This window comes from Streptomyces sp. NPDC102441, from assembly GCF_044765585.1.
In the GTDB taxonomy this organism is placed as follows: domain Bacteria; phylum Actinomycetota; class Actinomycetes; order Streptomycetales; family Streptomycetaceae; genus Streptomyces.
In genome coordinates this window covers 381,847-404,324 of sequence record NZ_JBIWKH010000008.1, presented here as the reverse complement: position 1 = coordinate 404,324, position 22,478 = coordinate 381,847, and the positions used below count along the sequence as shown (strand labels likewise).

Sequence of the window (22,478 nt, the reverse complement as noted above, 5' to 3'; positions counted from 1 at the left end):
CCGGGGGCGCGGGGGGGGGGCCCCCCCCCCCCGCCCCCCCCCCCCCCCCCCCCCCCCCCCCCCCGGGGGGGGGGGCCCCCCCCCCCGGCCCCCCCCCCCCCCCGCCCGCGCACTGCCCACCCGCACAAGGAGGTGCCCAACCATGACCACCCACCGCATCCGCGTCGGCATCGACGTGGGCGGAACCTTCACCGACGCCGTGGCGGTCGACGCCACGACGCTGGAACTCCTGGGACAGGTGAAGGTCCCCACCAGCCATCATCACGAGGACGGTGTGGCCCACGGCATCGTGGAAGCACTCGACCGTCTGCTGGAAGAGACCGGCCGCGCAGCGGAGGATGTCGCTTTCCTCGCGCACGGCACGACCCAGGCTACCAATGCCCTGCTGGAGGGCGATGTCGCGACCGTGGGACTGATCGGGATCGGCGGCGGCCCGTCCGCCGTCCTCACCCGCCGGCTCGCCGCCCTCGGCAGACTCGAACTCACCCCGGGCAAGACCCTTCCGCTCGTCTACGCCCATGTCGGTGACCCCGACGACGCGGAGTCCGTCCGGCGCGCCGCCGGTGCCCTGGCTCAGGACGGTGCCCAGGTCCTCGTCGCCAGCGAGCCGTTCAGCGTGGACCGGCCGGAGGGCGAACAGGCCGTCGTGGAGGCCGCCCGCTCCGTCGGACTGCCGCTGACCGCCGCGCACGAGATCACCTCCCTGTACGGGCTGCACAAGCGCACCCGTACCGCCGTGGTCAACGCGGCGATCCTGCCGCGCATGCTCGCCACCGCCGATCTCGTCGACGCCTCCATCACCAAGGCCGGGGTCAGTTCCCCGCTGATGGTGATGCGCTGCGACGGCGGGGTGATGTCACTGGACGAGATGCGGCGCAGGCCGCTGCTGACGGTCCTGTCGGGTCCGGCGGCGGGTGTCGCGGGCGCGCTGATGCAGGAACGGATCAGCGAGGGCGTGTTCCTGGAGACCGGCGGCACCTCCACCGACATCAGTGTCGTGCGACGGGGCAAGGTGGCGGTCCAGCACGCCACGATCCTCGGCAAGAAGTCCTACCTCAACGCCCTGGACGTACGCACGGTCGGTGTCGGCGGCGGCTCCATGGTGCGGATCGGCGACGGCAAGGTCACCGGCGTCGGACCGCGCAGCGCCCACATCGCGGGCCTGCCGTACGCCTGTTACGCGAAGGCGGAGGACCTGCGGGACGCGACGCTCACCACCGTCAGCCCGATGGAGGGGGACCCGGCGGACTACGCGGTCCTCGACGCGGCGGGCGGACGCTTCGCGATCACCATGACCTGTGCGGCCAACGCCCTGGGCCGGGTGCCCGAGGGGGACTTCGCCCGCAGCGACCAGGAGGTCTCGAAGGCGGCGCTCGCTCCGCTCGCCGAGGCCCTCGGCGTGGACACCGCCACGGCCGCCGCCCGGCTCCTGGACGCGGGGACCACGCAGGTCGAGGCGGTCGTCGACACGATGATCCGGGACTACCGCCTGGACAAGGACACCGCCGTGCTCGTCGGCGGGGGCGGCGGGGCCGCGTCCGTCACCCCGCACCTCGCGGAGACCAGCGGCCTGGAGGGACGCATCGCCCGGCACAGCGAGGTGATCAGTCCCATCGGTGTCGCGCTCGCCCTGGTGCGGGAGCAGATCGAGCGGATCATCCCGGGCGCCGGCCAGGAACAGATCCTCGCCGTACGGGCCGAGGCGGAGGCCGCGGTCGTCGCCCAGGGTGCGGCGGCCGACGGGGTCGAGGTCGAGGTCACCGTCGACCCGCAGACGAGCACCGTACGGGCCGTGGCCACCGGCGCCACCGAGCTGCGCACCCAGGACCGGGCGCACCGCGCGGACGAGGCGGAGCGGCTGCGTGCGGCGGCGGCCAGCCTCAGGACCGACCCGTCGCAGGTCACGATCCTCGCCGGGACCCCCGCCCACACGGTGTACGGGGCCGAGATCCGGCGCACCCTGCGCGCCACCCGGCACCCGGTGCGCATCGTCGACGCCGACGGGGTGATCCGGCTGCACGTCTCCGACGCGCGGGTGGAGACCACCCGGGTCGCCGACGCACCCGAGGTGCTGGCCCGGCTGGTGCGCGAGACCACGTCGTACGGCGACGGCGGGGTCCGTGCCCCGGCGGTGCGGCTGCTGCTCGGCTCGCGGATCGCGGACCTGTCCGGCGTGCTGGACCCGCAGCCCCTGCTCGCGCTCGCCCGCAGCGAGCTGAACTCCCGAGCCGCCGACGAACCGGTGATCGCCGTACTGGAGGTACGCATATGAGCGCGCCCGCAGTGACCTCGTGGGAGACCACCGACTCGGAGACCACCGACCGGGAGACCACCGACGATCTCGGCTTCGCGGTGCGGCTGCTGGCCGCGACCCCCACCCACGAGGGCCGCGACCCGGAGCTGCTGCGCCACTGGGCCGCCACGGCCGAGGCGTTCGGCTCTGCGCTGGCCCCCGTGCCGTGCCGGGCCAGGATCACCGAGCGCGCCGACGGTCTGGAGCGCGGCCTGCTGGCCCGCTACATCTCGCGGCCCGCGCCGACCGTGGAGCTCTACACCGACACGCTCGCGGCGGCAGAGGCGCTGATCGACGCGCGGGGCTGGCGGCACTGGTATCCCCACGGCTCGGTGCGCGAAGCGGCCCTCGCCCACGAGGCCGTGCACGAACAGCTCCACCACGGCCCGGCGAAGGGCGCGCTGAAGCGGGCCCTGGGCCATGTCGTCCTGCGCGCGGGCCGGTTCCGGCTGTACGGGCATGTGGCGGGTGCCGAGGAGATCGCCGCCCACGCCTACGCCCGTACCGTCTGCGGACTCGGCCGCAGCCCCCTGCACCTCACGGCCGCGCTCGCCGACGCCGTGACCCAGAGAGAGAAGTAGCGCCATGGGCGTAGTCATCCTGATCGTCATGGCGGCGGGTGTCGCCGCGATGCTCACCCGTAAACTCCCCACCGCCTTCGCCCTCGTCCTGCTGGGCGTCGTCATCGCGTTCGTCGCCGGCGCACCGCTCACCGGCAAGGAGAGCGTCCTGGACACGGTCATCCAGGAGGGCGCTCCGATGCTCGCCTCCACGATGATCGCGGTGCTGCTCGGATCGTGGCTCGGCAAGCTCCTCGACGAGACCGGGATCGCGGGCACCATCGTCCGCAAGATCGTGGAGTTCGGCGGCGACCGGCCGACGGTGGTGGCGCTCGGCGTCCTCGCCGTGTCCGCGCTGATCGGCACGGTGACGGGCTCCGCGCCCGCCGCGATGCTCGCCGGCATCATCGGCATTCCGGCGATGGTCGCCGTGGGCATCCCGAAGGTCACGGCGGCGGGCACCATCCTGATGGGCATCGCCGTGGGCGTGCCCTTCGAACTGCCCATCTGGCAGTTCTTCTCCACGGCCCTGGACCTGCCGGTGGAGACCGTGCGCGGCTTCATGGTGAAGCTGTTCCCGCTGGCGCTGGTCGCGGCCGTCGCCTTCGTGCTGATCGAGTCCCGCCGTCGGGGGGTCGAGCACACCTGGTCGCTGAAGACGGCCGCCGACAAGCCGCGTTCGCGCCGTGAGCGGCTCGGCGACGCACCCTGGTACGCCCTGCTCACACCGGTCGTACCACTGGTCCTGGCCCTCGGTTTCGAAGTGGCCATCATCCCCTCGCTGCTGGCCGGCGTGCTCTACGCCCTGGTCACCACGACCCGGCCGCGCGAGATGAACAAGCGGCTGCTGCGCACCCTCTACGGAGGGTTCGAGGTCGCCGCGCCGCCCATCGCGCTGTTCATCGCCATCGGCATCCTGCTCGCCGCGGTGAAGCTGCCCGGCGCGATCGACGCGCTCGAACCCCTGGTCAAGGCGGTCAGCCCGCAGAACCCGGTGCTGTTCGTCCTGGTCTTCACCGTGCTGGTGCCGCTGTGCCTCTACCGCGGTCCGCTGAACGTCTACGGCCTCGGCGCGGGCATCGCCGGAGTCCTCATCGCGGCCGGCATCTACCCCGCGGTCGCGGTGCTCGGCCTCGCCGCCTCCTACAACCAGGTCTTCGGGGTCTCCGATCCCACGAGCACCCAGACCGTGTGGAGCGCCCAGTACGCGGGCGTCAGCCCGCAGCAGGTCATGGTGCGGACCCTGCCCTACGTCTGGGCCGTCGCCCTGGGCGGGTTCTGTGTCACCGCCGCCACCTACCTCTGAACATCCAACTCCCGGGACGGAGTCAGAACATGAACGAGCCGCACGACACCCCGCAGCAGAGCCCCGAACTCCCCTCGTTCCTCTCACGCCGCGTCTTCCTGCGCGGAGCGGCGGCCACCGGAACGGCCCTCGCGGTCGGCGGAACGGCCCTCGCGGTCGGCGGAGCGACGGCCGGCCCCGCCTCAGCCGCACCGGGCGGTTTCCCCGACTACACGTACGTCAGGACCCTGCTGAAGCCTTCGGACCTCGCGTACAACCCGACCGGCGAGATCATCTTCCCGTGCGTACGGGGAACCGTGGGCCGGATCTCCTCGGCGCTGGGCCGCTACTACCTCTACTACGCGCCGCACGACGCGCCCGGCGGCATCTGCCTGGCCTACGGCGACTCGCTGGAAGGGCCGTTCACCGAGCACCCGGACAACCCGCTGGTCACCAACGACTGGCAACCGCACTACAAGGTCAGTCACGTCTCCTCTCCCCATGTGCTGTGGAACGAGGACGAGAAGGAGATGTGGCTGTACTTCCACGGGGAGAACACCACCACCCGGCTCGCCCGTTCCAAGGACGGCATCAACTTCACCTACGACAAGGCCGTGCTCTCCACGTCGATGCTGCCCGCGGGATCGACCGAGACGTCCTACGCCCGGGTGTTCCGGCACGACCTGCCCGCCCGCGGCGCCCGGTACGTCATGCTGTTCATGCTGAACAACACCACCGACCACCGTGACATCGCCTGGGGCTGGTCGGCCGACGGCCGTGACTGGACCTTCGACCAGGAGCCGCTGATCCGGCACTCCGACGTGGGCGCGGTGAACGTCGGCGGCCCGCACCTGCTCACCCGGGGCGGCAGCGCGTACGTCGTCTACAACAAGGACAAGGCGAGCGGCGGCGACCTGATGATCACCGAGGTCGGCAAGGACTTCTCCCGCCGCGACCATCTGGGCGTGTTCCACAACTCGATGAACGGCGCTCCGGACAACGGCCGCACGGCGTCGCCGAGTTTCGGTACGGAGAACGGCGAGCCGTACATGATCTACGAAGCGGGTGAGCGGCTCCAGGGCGCGATCGCCCTGGCTCGCGGGAAGTGACGTAGCGACTACGGCCAGGCGGCCCGTCCCCTGTGCGGGCCGCCTGGCCGATCGCACCGGTACGGCCGAAGCCGATGGCGGCTCCGCTCATGGACCATAGGGTGAGCGCGGGCTTCGGACTTTGTCATCCGTGCAGGGAACTGTGCCGGTGGTGCACCACCTCGCGTCGACACCGCATCAGGTGTGCGCTCTGCGCGTGCCCGCCGTCGAAGCCGTTGCACAGCAAGAGAGAATCCTGCCAAGCTGACGGGGCGAACCGGACGTGTGGAGGGGTGACTTGTGGGGGAACGGGCCGCGGTACTGCCAGGCAGACCCTGTGACCGACGTGGACGAAGGTCTGTCTCATGAGCCCGGCCCTCGACACCGCTTTCATTCCGCCGCGGGACCGGGAGGAAATGATCCGGCGCGCGGTGTGGGAATCGATGGTGGCCGTCGACATCGACCACGGCCCCCCGGCTGAGGACATCTCCGTACGCATAGGGCTCGACGCCGTGGGGCCCATCAGGGTCTGTTCGGCGCGGTCGACCGCGGTCACTCTGCGTCGGACGGACCGGCTCGCCCGGGAGGACGAGGAGCCGGCCGTCACGCTCGCTGTTCAGATGACGGGCAGCAGCGTGGTGGTGCAGAACGGCCGCGAGTGCCTGCTGAGGCCGGGAGACTGCGCCGTCTTCGAGTCGATAGCTCCCTACACGCTTCTCTTCGACGAGGGAGTCGACCACCACTTCATCCGTTTCCCCCGCTCGGCGCTCGCGCTCCCCGACCGATTACTACGAGACATAACCGCGGTCCCTCTGGGGCCCGGCAACCCCGTTGCGCGCCTCGCCTTCACCTACTTCTCCCAGCTCGCCGCCACCGACACGTTGCACCAGGGCCCGCACGCCGACGCCGTCGTGGAACCCAGCGTCGAACTGCTCCGTGCCGTCCTGACGTCCCAGCACGGCAACTCCAGCCTGGCCCAGGGACCGCTGGAGGCGACACTCAGCCTGCGGGTCACCCAGTACATCCGGAAGCATCTGGCTGACCCCGATCTGTCAGCGGCACGAATCGCAGCCGCACACGGCATCTCCGTACGTCATCTCTACGCCGTACTGTCCCGGTCGGGAATCAGCCTCGGAGACTGGATCCGTGCCCGCCGCCTGGCCGAATGCAAGCGCGAGCTGGCCGGCCCGAACGGGCGGCTGCGGACCATCGCGGCGACAGGGCGGAGCTGGGGCTTCGTGAACGCGACCCACTTCAGCAAGGTGTTCAAGCAGGCGTACGGAATCTCGCCTCGCGCCTGGTGCGACCAGAACCACTACCGCTCCCCGGCGTGATGGTGCTCACGACTCGCGCCCACCGCGCCCCCGACATCGTTGTCGAGGGCGCGGTGGACGCGGGTCACGGCTTTACGGGCGCAGGGTCGCCCTACGGGGTGTACCGGGCGTCACTGCCGTACAGCTCCCTGGTGAACGCGGAGACATCGGCGCTGCGATCGGCCCCGTCGAGGTTGTACGTCAGGTAGACGCCGTACCCCTCGCTGACGGTGCGGCGAGCGAGGTCGGCGGCCGTGCTCTGCGAGGTCCGGCCGATCTCGACGGCCGCCGGTGACAGCTTCGACTTGGGCAGTGCCATGCCGGGGACCTGCCAGGTGCCGTAGTACGGGTTCCAGGCGTAGTCGAACTTGGACGAGACGTCCACGCCTCCGTAGGAGAGCCGCGACGCGGCCGGGCCGATGTTGTAGAGGCTGATGATCTTGTCCGGCATGTTCGCGCGCAGCGCGGTCACCAGGTGCACGAAGGAGCTGTCGTTGGGCTGGCCGGTGCCGTTGGTGCCGTACCCGGCGTACTCGTCGTCGAAGTCGACGCCGTCGAGGCCGTACTCGGCCACGGTGTCCGACAGCTGTGTCGCGAACGCCGAGGCCGCCTGCTCGGAGGGGAAGTTGGCGAATCCCGCGCCCTGGTGGTTGCCGAGCACCGAGAGGACGACCTTGATGCCCTTCTGCTGCAACGGCCGGATCTCCGTGGCGGCGTTGTCGAGGACGCGCTGCACGTTCTCGTTGAAGGAGAGATACGCCGCCTTCGTGCCCGTGTCGTAGTTGATGTTCGCCGCGAAGATCACGGCGACGTCGAAGGCGTTGCCGCCGTCGGCGAGGGTGTACTTGCCGACGTTGAGCATGCTGTTGTTGTTCACCTCGACGTATGCCACCGAGGTCGGCCCCTGTTTCGCGGGAGCGGGAGCCGCTGCCGCGCCGGTCGTGGCGGTCGCGCCGAAGGCGAGGGCCGCGACGGCCGCGAGCGCGAGCGCGGCCGTCCGGACTCTGCTCCGTAACGGAGTGAACATCGTTGATCGGTCTCCCATCGCGTGGGTCGGCGCCCGACCTGTTCGAGAACGCCGAGTCAGCCTTCCGAGCTTTCCGCACCCGTGGTCGAACCCCGAGGATCTTGCACGAACTCTCACGACTCCCCCGCACGTCCCTCGCCCAGCGAGCGCCCCGCCGTCCACGGCCGTGGACGGGCGGCCGCAGAACTGCACGGGCCCGGGACGCGACCGAGCGGAATAGTCCACAGAGGTCGCGTCATCCTCCACACCGAGCGCTCTAGCCTCGTTCCATTGCCGGCCGCGCGGCACCGGTGCCACCCGCACACCAGCTCTCTCCATGTAACCCCCACGGACGGAGAATCCCCATGCGCAGGACGAGCGCACGGCACACCCTCACGATCGCCGCGACGACGACCGCTGTCGCGCTGGCGCTGACCGGGGCCACCGCCGCCAACGGCGCCCCGACACCCCAGGACAGTCCCAGGACCGTCGCCGCCGCAGGACCGGTCGGCTTCGGCGCCGGCACCACCGGCGGCGCGGGCGGCAGCACCGTCACCGTCACGACCGCGAGCGAGTTGACGGACGCGCTGAAGCGCAGCGAGGCTTTGGTGATCCGTGTGAACGGCACCATCAAGCTCAGCAGCATGACCAAGGTGACGGCGAACAAGACGGTGGTCGGGGTCGGCACCGCCGGCAAGATCACGGGCAGCGGGCTGAACGTCAGCAACGTCAGTAACGTGATCATCCAGAACCTCAGCTTCAGTGGCTCCAACGACGACGCCATCAACGTCCAGTACTCCACGAAGGTCTGGATCGACCACAACGACATCTCCGGCGCCAAGGACGGAGCCCTCGACATCAAGCGGGCGTCGACGAACGTCACGGTGTCGTGGAACCGCACGCACAGCCAGGACAAGAACATGCTCCTCGGCCACGACGACGGCAACGGCTCCGAGGACATCGGCAAGCTCAAGGTCACCTACGACCACAACTGGTTCGACGGCACGAAGCAGCGCAACCCACGGGTGCGCTTCGGGAATCCGGTACACGTGCTGAACAACTACTTCAGCAACATCGGCTCCTACGGCGTCGCCTCCACGGAGGACGCGGGTGTCCTGGTCGAGGGCAACTACTTCGAGAACGTCGATGACACCTTCCACCTCGGCGAGGCGGACTCGGGCCCCGGCAACCTGGTCGCGAAGAACAACCACTTCGTCAACTCCACGGCCGGCCAGACCGGTGGCAGCGTCGCCTCCATCCCCTACAGCTACTCGGCCGAAAGCGCCTCCGCGGTGAAGGGGAGTGTGACCTCCGGCGCCGGCGTCGGCAAGATCTGACCCACCCGCACCCGGTCCCGGCGCCCGGCCCCCACCGGGCGCCGGGGCCGGGCCGGGGCAGGACCGGTGAACATGGCCTGTCACCCGTCTTGCCCCGGCCCTTTGCCTCGTCTACCTTTCCCGGACCGGCCACGGACGCGCGGCCTGCGGCGCACAGCTCTTCCCGGTGAGGGAGGCACCCTGCATGGACGAGCTGGACAGTCACATGACGGACGACGCCCCGGACGGGCCCGGCCAGGGCGGGCCGCCCGCGCCCGGGGAGCCGCTGGAGCCGCTGGAGCCGCGCCGGAGCGGGGCGCATCCGAGCGGCGCGCGTCCGACGATCGGGCTCGTCACGGCGAACATCCACCTGGGGGTCGGCGCCACCCTCTGGTCCGGCGCCCTCGGCGCGGCGGAACGCAACGACGTGAACCTCGTCTGTTTCCCCGGCGGCCCGCTGCGCCACGGCGACGTCCCGCGCAGCGCGCTGTACGAACTGGTCGGCCCCGCACGGCTGGACGGCGTCGTGTGCTGGAGTTCGACGCTCGGCCTCCCGGCCTCCGGCGAGCGTGCGGAACGCCTGATGCGGCAGCTCGCCTGCCTGCCCGCGGTGAGCCTCAACCAGCCTCTGAGCGGCCTGGAGGACACCCTCACCGTCGACTCCTACGCGGGAATGCGGGAGGCCGTCGGGCATCTGGTCGAGGTGCACGGACGGCGCCGGCCTGCCTGTATCCGGGGCCCGTTGGCCAACCCGGTCTCCCAGGAGCGGTACCGGGCCTTCACGGCGGCGCTGGGACGGTACCGGGTCCCGCACGACCGCTCCCTCACCTGTGCGGCCGTCGACTTCGACGCGGGCGCCGGAGCGTCCGCGATGCGCGTCCTGATCGAGGCCAGAGGCCTCGTACCGGGCGTCGACTTCGACGCGGTGATCGCCTGTAGCGACGTGCTGGCGGCGGATGCCCTGCGCTTCCTGACCGAGCGCGGTGTACGGGTCCCCAAGGAGGTCGCGGTCATCGGCTTCAACGACTCCCCGGAAGCGGCGCTGTCCGACCCGCCGCTGACCTCGGTCGCGCTGCCGTTCGCGGAGCTGGGCGCCCTCGCGGTCGACACCCTGGTGGCCCGGCTGTGCGGCTCGCATCCACCGGTCCGTACGGCGGTGCCGGGGACCCTGGTCGTCCGGCGGTCCTGCGGCTGCCACTCCCCCCTGGTCTCCGACGGGCGCGCCGCCACCGGTGCGTCCGCCACTCCGGGACTCCCCGCCGCGCCGGAACTCTTCGCACCGCTGCCGCGCGCGGCGCCGCAGCTCGCCGCCGCCTTCCGCGCCGACACCGCGCCGATCGCGGCGGTGCCGGCCGGCTCGGGCCCGGCGGCGCAGACCCTGGCCGGGGAGTTCCTGCCCCTGCTGGAGCGCATGTTGGGCTCCCACGTCTCCACCTCGCGGGACGTTGTCTCCTGGGATACGGGACTCGCGCGGATACGCGGCTCCGTACTCTCCTCCCTGCCGCCTTCCGGTCGCGAGCGCGGTGAATTCCTGTTCGGGCGCGCTCGGTTGATGGTGGCCGAGAAGGCCCACCGGCTGCTGGAGTACGAGCGATGGGAACAGGGCCGGCAGTCCCAGCGATTACGGGAGCTGGGGACGGCGCTCACGACCGTCGTCGACGTGGAAGGGCTCACCGACGTACTGGAGCGCCATACGGTCGCCGCCTGGATGCCCGGATGCCGCCTCGTGCTGTACGACGAGGCGGGCCGGCGTACGGACCGCACGGTGCCCGGTCCGGCCCGGGTGCAGCTCGTGCAGGAGGAGCGCCTGGCCCGGGGGCGGGCCGCCGGGACCGACGTGGCCTACCCCGCGGCGCTGCTCCTGCCCGACCCACTCATGCCGGACGCCCGCCGTTTCACCCTCGTCCTGGAACCTCTGCACCTCGGTGACGACCACCTCGGCTTCGCCGTCTTCGACGCCGGCACCGTCCGGGAGGCCGAGCACTCCGGGTCCCTGTTCCGTGCGCTCGGCGACCAGATCAGCGCCACCCTCAAGGGGATCCGCCTGTTCGACGAGGTACGGCGCGCGCGGGACGCGGCCGAACAGGCCAGCCGCTTCAAGACCCGGCTGCTCGACCATGTCACCCACGAACTGCGCGCCCCCGTGCAATCCCTCTTACGGCACACCGACGTCCGGCCGCGCGACGCGCTCGCGCTCGTGCGCCGCGACGCCACGCAGCTGCTCACCCTGATCGACAATCTGCTCGACCTCTCCCGGTCCGAGGCGGATGATCTGGACCTGAACCGCCGCCTCCAGGACCCGGCACCGCTCCTGGCCCGGGTGTTCCTGGCCGCCGCAGCCCGGCGCACGGACCCGCGCTGGGAGATCACTCTGCCCGACCGGCTGCCCGTCGTCCCGGTCGACGGCGCACGGCTCGGCCGGGTCATCGACAACCTTCTGTCCGCCGCGGCCACCCACGCCGGCACCGACGGCCGCGTGACACTCGATGCCGAGGCCGGTCCCGCGTCGGTCCGCACCACCGTCACCTCGGCCCGGGCCCAACAGGAACCGCCCAGCCCGCCTGTGCCCGCCGCGGCCCGTGGGTCCGGTCAGGAGACCGCGTCGGCTGCTTCCCCCGACGGTCCCGGGCCTGCCGGCGCGGGCACCGCCCCCGGCCGTTCCGATCCGGCGGAGCCGTCCTCCGTCGGCGTACGGGCCGCGGAGATCGGCCTGGCCGCGGCCCACCGGCTGGCGATGCTGCACGGAGGCTCCCTCACCACCGATCGAGGCCCCGGCCGGCTGCGGCTCGTCCTGGACCTGCCGCTGCCCACACCCGGTGGGGGCCCGCCGCCCGCCACCGGGCGGGGGGAGTCCCTCCTGGTGGTCACGCCCCGGGGTACCCTCCCCGAACTGGGCAGCCTCGCCGAACGCCATGATCTGCGTCTGCACCGGCTGACAGCCGGCGCGGACATCGACACACTCATCGAGGAACTGGCCCCGGCCGCCGTCGCCTGGGACTCGTCCGGCGCCGGCCCCGACGAGTGGCCCGGCGTACAGCACCTGCACGACCATCCCCGGCTGCGGCACACCCCGTTCCTCCTCTACGGCGCCGAGGGCCGGGACCTGTCCCGTACGCTGCGCTCTCTGCGCCCCGGCACACTGCGGGGGCCCGTCATCGCCGCCGCCGCGTCCGAGCGGTCCCGCAGGGACTGTGTCCGGCTCCTGTCGGCCGCGCTCCCCGATCACCCCTTGAGGATCGCGCCCGACGGCACGACCGCACTGGCTCTCGTCGCGGAGGAGCCACCCGTGCTGATCATCCTGGAGCGGGTCCTGCCCGACATGCACGCCTTCGACGTCGTCGACCACATGCACCGGAGCGCGGGACCCGCCCCCTGCCCCGTGGTCCTGATGAGCGACCGCGGCTTCAGCAGAGCCGACGCCCGCCGCGCCAAGCCGCACTCCGCCCTGCTGCTCGACCCTGCCGTCCTCGGCCCCGAGGGGACAGCCGCACTGCTGAGGCTGCTGACGGACCGTCCGCCCGGCCCCACGCGCTCCCGCGCCCCGGTCGACGCGGCACTGGTCTTCCTCTACGAGCACTACCGGCACCGCATCTCCCGCTGGCAGATAGCCGAGGCCGCCGGGATCAGCCCCGACCATCTGGGCAGGCTGTTCCACCAGCAGTACGGGCTGACCGTCTGGGACTACCTCACACGGCTGCGGATCCATCGGGCGGGTGAGCGGCTGCGGCAGAGCGGGGACAGCATCCACGCGGTCGCCCGGTCGGTCGGCTTCCACGACCGCGCCTACTTCAGCCGGGTGTTCCGCAAGGTCACGGGGGAGCCGCCCAACGTCTTCCGCACCCAGGCGCCTGCCGAGGCCGGGAATGCGCCGCCGGAGACGCCGTAGGGGCCCCGGTTCCGGGGCGCTCCTGCCGGGCTCGAAGTCCCTGTCACCGGACTGTGGGGTGAACGGGTGATATCCCGCGGCTGAATCTTCACGGCTGCGACGAGTCGGGGCGGCAACAGCGGAACCCCGTGCGGCGGCGAATGATCTTCTTGGCCGACGCATGCCGGTCGCCCCGAGGAGTCACCCCTGATGCCGAGCGTCACGTCCGCCGGGATACCCGAGGTCACGGACGGCGGCAGATCCGCACCGCCCGAGCGCCCCGCACTGCGGCTCGACATCCAGGGGCTGCGGTCGTCGTCACCTCCTCGGACGCCGGGGACCCGGCCCACCCCGCCGCCGACCCCCTCCACCAGTGGACCACCGGCTACGAAACCACCTTCCGCGAGCTGGCCGGCTCAGGCACCCGGGTCGCCGCCCTGCTCGACACCCCATGGCCCAAGGGCGACCCGGTCGACTGCGCCGCCAGGAACTCCCTGCAACTACGCGCCTGCGCGCACCACTTGCCGAAGGCGACCCGCGACGCCACCCGGGGGGCCGCCGTCCGCGCCGCCGCGTCCACCACGGCGACCACGGTCATCGACCCCACCCCCTGGCTCTGCGCCCCCCGCACAGGCACCTGCCCGGTGGTCGTCGGCGACACCGCCGTCTACCGCGACGGCAGCCACCTCTCGGAGGAGTACGCGGAGGCGCTCGCCCCGGCTCTGGCGCCGCTACTGGACCGCATGTTCGTACCATCGTCATGAACCGGTGGGATCGGCCGGGGGCTCCACCGCCGCGACGAACACCCTCGGGGCTCTCGTAGGCTCCCAGCGCTTCTCAACGGCTCTCGGGGCCACTCGTCCGGATCATGCTGTGTCCGCCGAAGCCGCTGCGCCGGTCGGAGCCGTTGTTCTGGTCCTGCCACCAGACGTCGAACTCCGGCTGGCCCATGGCCGTCCAGTCGGGAGTGTTCTCGACCTGCGCGCTGCCCATCCGGCGGGCGAGCGCGACCATGGCCGCCCCGACGGGGGCGCGACCGGCGTCGTAGCCGGCCAGGATCTGGTTCCAGCTGCTCCCGGCCGCCCAGGCGGCTTCCAGGGCGGTGGCGTCCTGGAGCGCCTTCACACTGCCGCCCCCGATGTGCGGCCGGGCGACGCTCGCGGCGTCGCCGACGAGTGCCATCCGGCCCGAGGTGTAGTGCGGCACCTCCAGGTCGTAGATGGGCTGGACGAAGGTGGTCTCGGCGGGGGTACGGAGCAGCCTGGCCGCCCAGTACGGCGGGAAGGTGTCGGCTACCAGGGTGCGCAGATGCGCGGTGAGCTCCGAGTTGAGCCGGCCCGGTGGCAAGGAGGTCGGGGTGCGCAGGTCGGGGTGGTGGCCGTCGGTCCGCGGGGGCGCGGTGTAGAGAACCCAGTTGAGCACCTGCCCGCCGACGCCGTCCGGGATCCGGTAGATCATGCAGTGCCCGCCGGGAAAGACGATGTTGTGCGCGTCCTGTCCGTCCGAGGGGAGGCCGGTGACGTCCGACGACGTACCGCGCCAGCCGATGTAACCGGCGTACCTCGCGTCCGTCCCGGGAAACATGGCCTCGCGGACGACGGACCGGTATCCGTCCGCCCCGATCACCACGTCGAAACGCTCTTGGTATCCGTCCGCGAGGCGCAGTGTCACACCGTCGGCGTCCGGCTCCACGCCGGTGACCACCGCGCCTGACCGGTAGGAGACCCCCTCGGGCACCCGGCGGCGCAGTTCGCTCCACAGGGAGCCCCAGCTGTAGGCCCGGAAGGGGAACGGCTGCTCGCCGATGGGGCGGCCGTGTTCCGTCCTGCCGTCGCGCGCGCTCCACACCCGCCGGGTGAGCGGCGCCCAGGGCATCTCAGGGGCCACGTACCCGGCGTCCCTAAGCTCTTCGTACCGGTCACTGTGCAGAGCGATCCCCACTCCCCTGTCGCGGAGTCGGTCATCAGCGCGCTCGAACACGGTGATCCTCTCGGCTCCGCCCCGCGACGCGGCCAGAGCGGCGGCACACCCCGCTATGCTGCCGCCGACCACAGCGATGCTGCCTCCACGCACGACTGGCACTCCACTCATTCGGTGTCACGGCCGGGTTCCGGGTGCTGCGGAGGGCAGCGCGGCACATCAGAGCATGATCAGCAGTCTTGTGTTCGCCTTGAGCTTCCTGTTCACCGAGCGGCTCTGCACGTACACCTCCAGCTTGGGGTTGTTCCCCGCCTTGACGGAGACGGTCCCATGAACACCCGTGCCGAACAGGAGGCTTCGCGCCGCATCGCCCGTGTACGCGCGGTCGGTGTCCCTCTCGACCACGATGACCTCCTTGTCGGGCTGGACCTGAACCCGGGTGCCCAACTGGTAATAGCACGCGCCGCGTTGGTATGTGACGCCCGGGTGGGAATCGACGAAGGCACGGATCTCGACCTCCTGGTCGACCTTCAGCAGCCGGTACTTGTCGGCCGCGACCGGTTCGAGATTCGCCCGCACATCGTCGACCGATATGTCCTGGCCGACCGCGAACAGGTTCTTCGTGCCGCGCACACCCTGCTCACGCCCCCTCAGGAAGCTGGTGGCGGCGGCGCGCACGGTGCCGATGGCGTCCTCGACGCCCTTCTGGGAGTCCGCGTCCCAGATGGCGATGTTTCCGGCCGGGAAGCCGTAGTTCTGCGCAGTCCGCTTCGCCAGGGAGTTGGGGACGAGGATCGCGGAGGTCCAGTGGCTCGGGAGCCCGCCCATCTTCGCCGTGATCCTGTCGAGCCAGGGGCCGAGGATGGACATGTCGCCGTCGTGACGCCGGTCGCCGCCGGAGGCGTTCTCCTCGCCGTCGGTCACCACGATCTGGAGGAAGCTGTGCTCGCCGTACTCCTCCCAGATGTGACCCAGGTCGTCCAGGGACTTGAGCGATGCCTCGATGAGGGCCGTGGCGCCGTTGTTGACCTTGTAGAGGCCTCGCATGGAGGGCAGATGCTTCACATCCATGTCCCAGACGAGGTTCTCCACCCTGTGGTCGAAGGAGTAGAGGCTGATCCGGGTCTCATGGCCGAGGTTGTCCGACTCGGCCTTCAGGCCCGCGACGAACTCGTCCACCACGCGGATGAGCTGGCTCTGGTGCTGATACATGGAACCTGAACTGTCCACTACCAACGCGACGTGATTCACCTTGTGCTGGATCTTGTTCGCGGACACGATTCTGCTCCTTCGACGCGGCTCCCCGAGTGATGAGTTCACACTATGAGGACCCACTGACAACGGCGCCGGAGGCCGTTCGCCCCCGCCCGGGACTCGGAGAGGCTGCGGCAGCGCGGAGCTGTCGCAGAAGGCCGGAAGGAGGGCAGTGAGCCGGTCGCCGTGTACGGAGGCAGCGTGTGTGTCGGCTCAGGGGAGGAATGGCACGAGCAGGATGCCGATGTGTACGCCCTGGACGCGCGGGGGAACCGATCGGCACGGCGCGGGAGGCAATGCCCCGCAGATCGTCGGGGGCACACCTCGTACAACGGCGGTGGCCCCAGGGCGAACACCCGCTACGCCCTCACCACTCGCCCCTGACACACTCGTCGCGCGCCATCCACGCCGGTGGTCCCGGTCCGGTTCGTCAGATGACGATGGGAACGGCGCCGGAGATGTCGGTGCTCCAGTTGGTGACGATGGGCTTGTTGACGTTCGCGGTGTCGGGGAGCTTGAGTTCGGCGGGGTCGGGATCGTCGTTGGTGAGGGAGATGATGACGTTCTCGAACTCGATGCCGTCATCGCTGTTGACGCTCTTGGGGCTGATACCGGTGTAGGCGGCGGTCGAGCCGGTGAGCTTGATGGGGTCCTCGCCGCCCTGTCCGACGGGGGAGGCGAGACCGTCGGCCTCGGACCCGAACTGCACGCTCGGGGTGTTCACGTCCAGGTAGCAGGTGATGCCGGACTTGGCCTTGGCGGTGACGAGGTAGTAGCCGCCGGCCTGGGACTCCGAGGTAACTGTGAAGGCCAGGTCGTTGGTGCCGCAGGACTGCCCGTAGCCACTCTTCTCGCCGCCGCCGGACTCGGTCTTGCTGGTGGAGCCCTCACCGGAGGAGGCTTCGGTGGAGGTGGCTTCGCTGGAGGGGCTGCCGGTGGAGGTGGCGTCGCTCCCGCCGCTCGATTCGACAGCGGAAGGGGCGGCAGAGCCGGCAGCGTCCACCGCGTCGTCGGAACCGCAGGCGGTGGTGGTGGCCGCGAGGGCCGTCACGGCTGCGGCGGCCAGGATGAGACGGGCGGAACGGGCGGCGAGATGCGAACGCATCATGTTCTCCAGCGGCTGTTGGTCGGTGTCCTGCTGACCTCAGGACAATAGCGCCGATTCGATCTTGGCCTGATCCCGAGATTGTCCGGGTTCCGTCACCGCGGAGCGCCAGCTTCCGGTGGCCGGCTTCCAGGCGTCCACATAACCGTCCAGGTTGGTCCCGATGTCCGGCCGGCCGGGCTCGAAGAACTCCACCCCCTTGATGAGCGCAGCCGGCTCGGTCGCGTCGGCGTCGGTGGCCGGCCGCGTTTTTGCGCGCCCGAGACCGACTGAGGGTGTCCAGGTCGTCAGTCCCACATCGACGTCGGACGCCCCTGTCTCCTGTCCGCAGGCGATCCCTTGGAATCGTTCAGCGGTGCCCCCTGCGGTGACTGTGCGGCACGGTCATTTCGCAGGGCCTGGATGAGCCAGGGGTACACCGGCATCAGGTTCGGCACCACCTGCCAGCCGTTGACGATCCATACCAGCCGCCAGTACCGGTCCACCCGGGGATCGTGCGCCTCATTGAACTGCTGGGCCATCCAGTGCCGGAATTCCGTGTCAGGGGTGCGCGCGAGCGCCTCGGCGAAGCGGTGCACGAGGTCGTCGATGACGGGTGCGCCCCTGTCGCTGAGCGGGTCGATGCCCGACTCCATGGCTTCGGCCACCTTCTGACGGGTGAACTCCATCAGTTCCTCGCCGGCATCGCTCTCGATGTCGAGCGTGCGCCCGGCGGCCTGGCACCCGGCCGTCCGGCGCATCCGGACACGGAAGTCCTCGTCGCCGACGAGCTCGACGAGTTCCGTCCACGCGATGACCTGCTCGCTGGTCGCGTCATCGGGGAGGTCGGGAGTGGCAGCGCGGACCATGGCCACCGAGGCCGGGGCGGCATCCACCGCGCCGAAGGTGCCCTCTATGAAATCGTCGATCAAACGCCGGCGTTCCTCGCCGGACAACTGCGTGAGCCTGTGCATCGTCTTGGTCTCCTCGGGACTGGACCCACGTCCGGCCACGACTCGCAGAACGCTCCGGCGCAGTTGCAGCACCCGGATCTGGACATCCATGGCGTCGGCGTGCGCCGCGGCGACCTCCGCCACCGAGAGCCGGCGGTCCAGTACCCGTTGAATCGTGGCCAGGTCGATGCCCAGCTCACGCAGCGTGCGGAGGAGTTCCAGACGAAGCAGTGCGTCGAGGTCGTAGAGCCGATAACCGGCGGGGCTTCGGGTGGTCGGCGCCACCACCCCCGAATCGGAGTAGAACCGGATGGTCCTCACAGACAAGCCGGTCCGCCGGGAGAGCTCCCCGATCGAGTAGAGGGTCGTAGCGTCCATGTCCCCCACTCTGCTGTCTCCACCCACTGGAGACTCAAGGCCATCGGTGTCGCTCGTGTCCGAGGCCAGGCTGCCACGCGGTCCTGGTCGACTCCGCCTCGGGCTCCGTGATACCACCAGGAAGGCCCGCGCCGTCGGCGCGGGCCTTCCCCGGTCGAGTGACCACGGGAGCCGGGCCATCGGCATCCCCGCCGGATCCGGGCGCCGCCCTCAGCCGTTCAGACTCCCGCCAGCAACTCCTCCAGTGCCGCCGCCGTCTCCGGGTGGCGGCCGGCCGGCATCGCTCCCGAGGGTGCCTGTGCCTCCGCCTCCCAGGTGCCCTCGCAGCCCAGCAGTTCCGCCACGCTGTCGCACGTCTCCGGGTGGGCGGCGAGCAGTACGGCGCGGCGTGCCGTGCCGCCGCCGTCCGCCGATGGGGCGGCCGGCGATTCCGGGGTGGCCTGCCACGGCGGGACCCAGGCGTCCAGGGCGGCGAGGCGGCCGGGGAAGACGCGTCCCGCCTCACGGATCAGCAGCGGGGCGAGGTCGGCGCCGTCGGCCCGGAGGGTGGTGATCAGCGTCGGCAGCCAGGGCAGCAGCACCGGGTCCGGCAGCCGTGCGAAGGCGTTCGAGACGGCCTCCACGACGAAGTCGGCCAGCTGCGGCACCGGCTCCAGCGCGTGCAGGAAACCGCTGAGGTAGCGCGGATAGGCGGGCACCACGAGCGGGTTGTCCAGCAGTGCGTCACACCGCTCCCTCAGCTCGGCGCGGGAGAGCCGGCCGAGCTGCACCTGGGCCGCCCACAGCAGCGCCACCCTGGACGGCTCCTGCGGATGGGACTGCGCGAAGGCCAGGTCCAGCTGGGTCCGGTCGCAGCCCAGCGACAGGGCCAGGCTCTCCATGCTGAAGAGGAACCCCAGCATCGCGGCGACCTGACGGACGGTCGCGTCCTCGTCTGTGAACGCCGTCGGCAGCAGGGTGCAGTAGTGCGCGTAACCCGTCTTGGCGAAGGACTCGATCCACGCCGGAAGGACCGGCCGGCTGATCCGGTAGTACGCCAGGAGCCGGCGCACCCTGCGCAGGACCTCCGGCGCTCCGTCGACACTGCGCTCGGTGGCCAGCACCTCCAGGGCGCGGGTGCCCAGCTCGTCGGCCAGGCGGCTGCTGCGCAGATACAGCACGGCGTCCTCGACGGCTGCGAGGACCTGTGCCGTGGTGGCGCTCGGGGCGTACGCGACGCGGCGCAGGCGTTGCTCCAGGACCTGCTCGATGCTGACGCCCTCGTAACCGAGCTCGATGAGCGCCCGCTGATGGGTGCCCAGCGCGAGGTCCCAGGACTCCTGGACCGACTGCTTGCCGAGCTCCCGCTCACCCATGATCGGCCGGGCCGCACCGTGGGGCATGAGGCGGCGCAGCATCCACAGCACGTCGGAGCACTGCCGCAGTTCGGGCTGGGAGGCCATGTCCAGCAGGGCCCGCCGCACACCGCGCTGCTGGAGCTTGAGATCAAGCGGGGCGAGGCGGTCGTGGACGTCTCGGGCCAGGGGCGGCAGCGCTTCGTAGCCGACCTGGCCGATCCGGTCGCCGCCCATCAGGATCTCCACGAGCCGGCGGACATCGCGTCTGCCCGGCACGGTCTCCTTCTCGATGCAGGTGACCGCCGCGTCCTGGAAGTCGTACGGGGTGGGCCTGGCCCGGTCCCGCATGCCGGCCAGCAGGATCGACGTCTCGAACACGGCGATGGCGTCGGCGGTGGAGGCGAGATAGCCGTTGCGACGGGCGGCACGCACGATCTCCACCGACCAGCCGAGGAGTTCGGCCTCGTCGAGCCGGTCGAGGGCGGGTGGCTTCTGAAGGAAGCCGGACAGCCTGTCGGAGGGGGCTTCCGGCGCCACGGGGGTGGCCGGTGCGGCGGCCTTCCTCGTTTTCGCCGTCTTCCTGGCGCCTGCCTGACCCGCGAGCCGGTACGGCTCCACCCGGGTCCGCCCGGTGTTCTTCGCCCACTGAGTGGCGGCGATCGACACCGACCCGGCGGCGAGGCCGAACTGTGCCTCGATCGCCGCGTGGCTCGACGGGATCAGCCCGTACTGCCAGGTGCTCTCGCTCGGCGGAGTGATCTCGAAGGTGTCGCTGCCGTGGACACCGAACTCCTCGACGCGGCTGGACGCGTGGAAGGCGCCGCAGACGTAGAGGCAGTCCTCGGGGTCGGTTCCGGTGGTGGCGAGGTGCTCACGCATCCGGGTCCACATGTAGCGCTCACGGTCCTCGTCCACCCTGACCCGGTCCGTGTCCCCGGGGGCCAGCCTGCGGAACAGACTGCCGATCAGGAGCATGACCTGGCGGTAGGTGTCGTGGTCGCTGTCGCCGAGCGGCAGCTCGACGTACTGGTGCCACCACTCCGACCAGTGCCGCACACGGCCGTGGTGCAGGAGGTGCTCCTCCAGCTCGGCGAAGCGGGGCCGCAGGTCGCCGATCTCGACCCCGACGGCGTCGCCGTGCAACGCCGCCTCCTCCTCGGCGGGCGGTGCGTCGGGGTCCGCGGGCTCCGTCGCGCCGGCCTGCCACTGGAACACGTGGTCCGAGGAGCGGTCGACGAGGACCAGCTCGACACCCGGGGTGTCCAGTGCGTAGGCGATGGCCTGGTATTCGGCCGACGCCTCGGTGATCGGGGCGACGACCGACAGCGGTGCCCATTCCGCGGGGAAGCCCTTGACCTCGCTCGCGAACGCCTGGACGGCCACCGGGAGCCGGCAGTTGCGCAGCTCCGACAGCAGCGGCGCCATGTCCTCGCACAGCTCCAGATACACCACCTTCGGCTGCTTCTCCCGAAGCCGCCGCGCCATGGCGACCGCCGACGCGGGCGAGTGGTGGCAGACGGGGAAGATCTCCAGCGGCTCACGCACGGCGCGGTCGACGTCGTCGACGATGCCCAGGAGAATGCCCTGCAGTGCGTCCGGCCCGTCCGCGAACTCCGTTGCTGCGTCCTGTAGTTGTCCTCGCAGGGCCTCGAAGGGCGTCCCCTCGGTCGAGGTGCTCACGACAGGGTGGCGATCGCGTCGCGGCCGCCCTCCAGGAACTCCGGCCATGAGCCGCCCTCCTCCTTGCTGCGGGGTTCCACGACGCCGTGCAGGTACTTGTTGAGGATGGCCAGGTCCTCGGGTTCGCGGCGCGCCAGCGATCCGACGAGCGAGGAGGCGAGCGTGCGGGCGGTCAGCGCGCGTTCGCCGAAGAAGTTGCTGTGCAGGATCGCGTCCTCCAGTACGCCGATCTGCTCGGCGCTGGACAGCGCCGACTCCAGCTTCTCGTCGTCGCTGCCGGCCGCGGCGGCGGATGCCCGGAGATCGGCGAAGCTCTGCAGCAGTACGTCGAGCAGGGTCGGCGGGACGTCCAGCTCGATCTGATGACGGCGCAGCAGTTCCTCGGTGCGGAAGCGCACGATCTCCGCCTCGCTCTTCTTGTTCGTCACCACCGGGATGCGGACGAAGTTGAAGCGGCGCTTGAGCGCGGAGGACAGGTCGTTGACCCCGCGGTCACGGCTGTTGGCCGTGGCGATGACGGAGAAGCCCGGCTTGGCGAAGACGATGTTGTCGCCGTCCATCTCCGGGACCGAGATGTACTTCTCCGACAGGATCGAGATCAGCGCGTCCTGGACGTCGCTGGTGGAGCGCGTGAGCTCCTCGAAGCGGCCGATCGCCCCGGTCTCCATCGCGGTCATGATCGGTGAGGGGATCATCGACTCCCGCGACTGGCCCTTGGAGATCACCATGGACACGTTCCAGGAGTACTTGATGTGGTCCTCGGTGGTGCCGGCCGTGCCCTGCACCACAAGGGTGGAGTTTCGGGAGATGGCGGCGGACAGCAGCTCGGCCAGCCAGCTCTTGCCGGTGCCAGGGTCGCCGATGAGCAGCAGGCCCCGGTCGGAGGCCAGCGTGACGATGGAGCGCTCGACGAAGCTGCGGTCGCCGTACCACTTCTGGGCGATCTCCCGGTCGAGGCCGTCGGAGCGCTCGGATCCCAGGATGAAGAGACGGACCATCTTCGGCGACAGGCGCCAGGAGAACGGCTTGGGGCCGTCGTCCACCGACTCCAGCCAGTCGAGCTCTTCGGCGTACTTGATCTCTGCGGGGGCGCGCAACAGGTCGGACATGTGTGTAGGCCTCTCTAAGAATTCGGGTTCGACTGCA

General features: G+C 70.8%; 15 protein-coding genes and 1 pseudogene. 8 read left to right on the top strand and 8 right to left on the bottom strand.

The genetic code is table 11. The features are described 5' to 3' along the window. Positions 1-142 precede the first annotated feature (142 nt). The 5 genes from ACIREO_RS20240 to ACIREO_RS20220 all read left to right on the top strand — a co-directional run bounded on the left by ACIREO_RS20240 (position 143) and on the right by ACIREO_RS20220 (position 6,560). Complete coding sequence (locus tag ACIREO_RS20240) at positions 143-2,272, top strand: hydantoinase/oxoprolinase family protein (RefSeq protein WP_404111846.1); 2,130 nt, start codon at positions 143-145, stop codon at positions 2,270-2,272. Then, positions 2,269-2,874: a hypothetical protein gene (locus ACIREO_RS20235; RefSeq protein ID WP_404111844.1), complete on the top strand. Its 606-nt coding sequence runs from the start codon at positions 2,269-2,271 to the stop codon at positions 2,872-2,874. Before ACIREO_RS20240 ends, ACIREO_RS20235 begins: the two co-directional genes overlap by 4 nt. Before the next feature lie 4 nt (positions 2,875-2,878). After that, the gene (locus ACIREO_RS20230) at positions 2,879-4,159 is read left to right on the top strand and encodes a TRAP transporter large permease subunit (protein WP_404111841.1); all 1,281 of its coding nucleotides are present in this window, start codon (positions 2,879-2,881) and stop codon (positions 4,157-4,159) included. A gap of 29 nt (positions 4,160-4,188) precedes the next feature. After that, on the top strand, positions 4,189-5,247 hold the full coding sequence (locus ACIREO_RS20225; RefSeq protein ID WP_404111839.1) for a hypothetical protein: 1,059 nt from the start codon (positions 4,189-4,191) through the stop codon (positions 5,245-5,247). Between the two features lie 344 nt (positions 5,248-5,591). After that, a complete protein-coding gene (locus tag ACIREO_RS20220; RefSeq protein WP_404111836.1) occupies positions 5,592-6,560 on the top strand; it encodes a helix-turn-helix domain-containing protein in 969 nt (322 codons plus the stop codon). 91 nt (positions 6,561-6,651) lie between these two features. On the opposite strand, the gene ACIREO_RS20215 is transcribed toward ACIREO_RS20220, so the two are convergent. Beyond that, positions 6,652-7,566, bottom strand: a complete 915-nt coding sequence (locus tag ACIREO_RS20215; protein ID WP_404111833.1) for an endo-beta-N-acetylglucosaminidase H — start codon at positions 7,564-7,566, stop codon at positions 6,652-6,654. A 344-nt stretch (positions 7,567-7,910) separates the two neighbouring features. Between ACIREO_RS20215 and ACIREO_RS20210 the strand changes: the two genes are divergently transcribed. From ACIREO_RS20210 to ACIREO_RS20200, 3 genes are all read left to right on the top strand, one after another. Beyond that, positions 7,911-8,882, top strand: a complete 972-nt coding sequence (locus ACIREO_RS20210) for a polysaccharide lyase family 1 protein (RefSeq protein WP_404111830.1) — start codon at positions 7,911-7,913, stop codon at positions 8,880-8,882. A 184-nt stretch (positions 8,883-9,066) separates the two neighbouring features. Further along, positions 9,067-12,747 carry a substrate-binding domain-containing protein gene (locus ACIREO_RS20205; RefSeq protein ID WP_404111827.1) on the top strand — a complete coding sequence of 1,227 codons (3,681 nt, stop codon included), beginning with the start codon at positions 9,067-9,069 and terminating at the stop codon, positions 12,745-12,747. 149 nt (positions 12,748-12,896) lie between these two features. Beyond that, complete coding sequence (locus ACIREO_RS20200) at positions 12,897-13,490, top strand: SGNH hydrolase domain-containing protein (protein WP_404111824.1); 594 nt, start codon at positions 12,897-12,899, stop codon at positions 13,488-13,490. A gap of 73 nt (positions 13,491-13,563) precedes the next feature. Here the strand turns inward: ACIREO_RS20200 and ACIREO_RS20195 are convergent, their stop codons facing one another. The 7 genes and pseudogenes from ACIREO_RS20195 to ACIREO_RS20165 all read right to left on the bottom strand — a co-directional run bounded on the left by ACIREO_RS20195 (position 13,564) and on the right by ACIREO_RS20165 (position 22,441). Beyond that, entirely contained in the window at positions 13,564-14,799 is a 1,236-nt protein-coding gene (locus ACIREO_RS20195; protein WP_404111822.1) for an FAD-dependent monooxygenase, read from the bottom strand. Positions 14,800-14,865: 66 nt separating this feature from the next. Next, positions 14,866-15,924 carry a VWA domain-containing protein gene (locus tag ACIREO_RS20190; RefSeq protein WP_404111819.1) on the bottom strand — a complete coding sequence of 353 codons (1,059 nt, stop codon included), beginning with the start codon at positions 15,922-15,924 and terminating at the stop codon, positions 14,866-14,868. 406 nt (positions 15,925-16,330) lie between these two features. Next, the gene (locus ACIREO_RS20185; RefSeq protein WP_404111816.1) at positions 16,331-17,005 is read right to left on the bottom strand and encodes a hypothetical protein; all 675 of its coding nucleotides are present in this window, start codon (positions 17,003-17,005) and stop codon (positions 16,331-16,333) included. Between the two features lie 111 nt (positions 17,006-17,116). Next, a pseudogene (locus tag ACIREO_RS20180) lies at positions 17,117-17,251 on the bottom strand (2-aminoethylphosphonate ABC transporter substrate-binding protein); the annotation flags it as partial. Between the two features lie 41 nt (positions 17,252-17,292). Then, the gene (locus ACIREO_RS20175; protein ID WP_404111813.1) at positions 17,293-18,315 is read right to left on the bottom strand and encodes a MerR family transcriptional regulator; all 1,023 of its coding nucleotides are present in this window, start codon (positions 18,313-18,315) and stop codon (positions 17,293-17,295) included. Positions 18,316-18,533: 218 nt separating this feature from the next. Next, positions 18,534-21,332: a hypothetical protein gene (locus ACIREO_RS20170; protein WP_404111810.1), complete on the bottom strand. Its 2,799-nt coding sequence runs from the start codon at positions 21,330-21,332 to the stop codon at positions 18,534-18,536. Then, positions 21,329-22,441 (bottom strand): AAA family ATPase, encoded by a 1,113-nt coding sequence (locus tag ACIREO_RS20165; protein ID WP_404111807.1) that lies wholly within the window; start codon positions 22,439-22,441, stop codon positions 21,329-21,331. The genes ACIREO_RS20170 and ACIREO_RS20165 overlap by 4 nt, the downstream gene beginning before the upstream one ends. Positions 22,442-22,478: the final 37 nt, after the last annotated feature.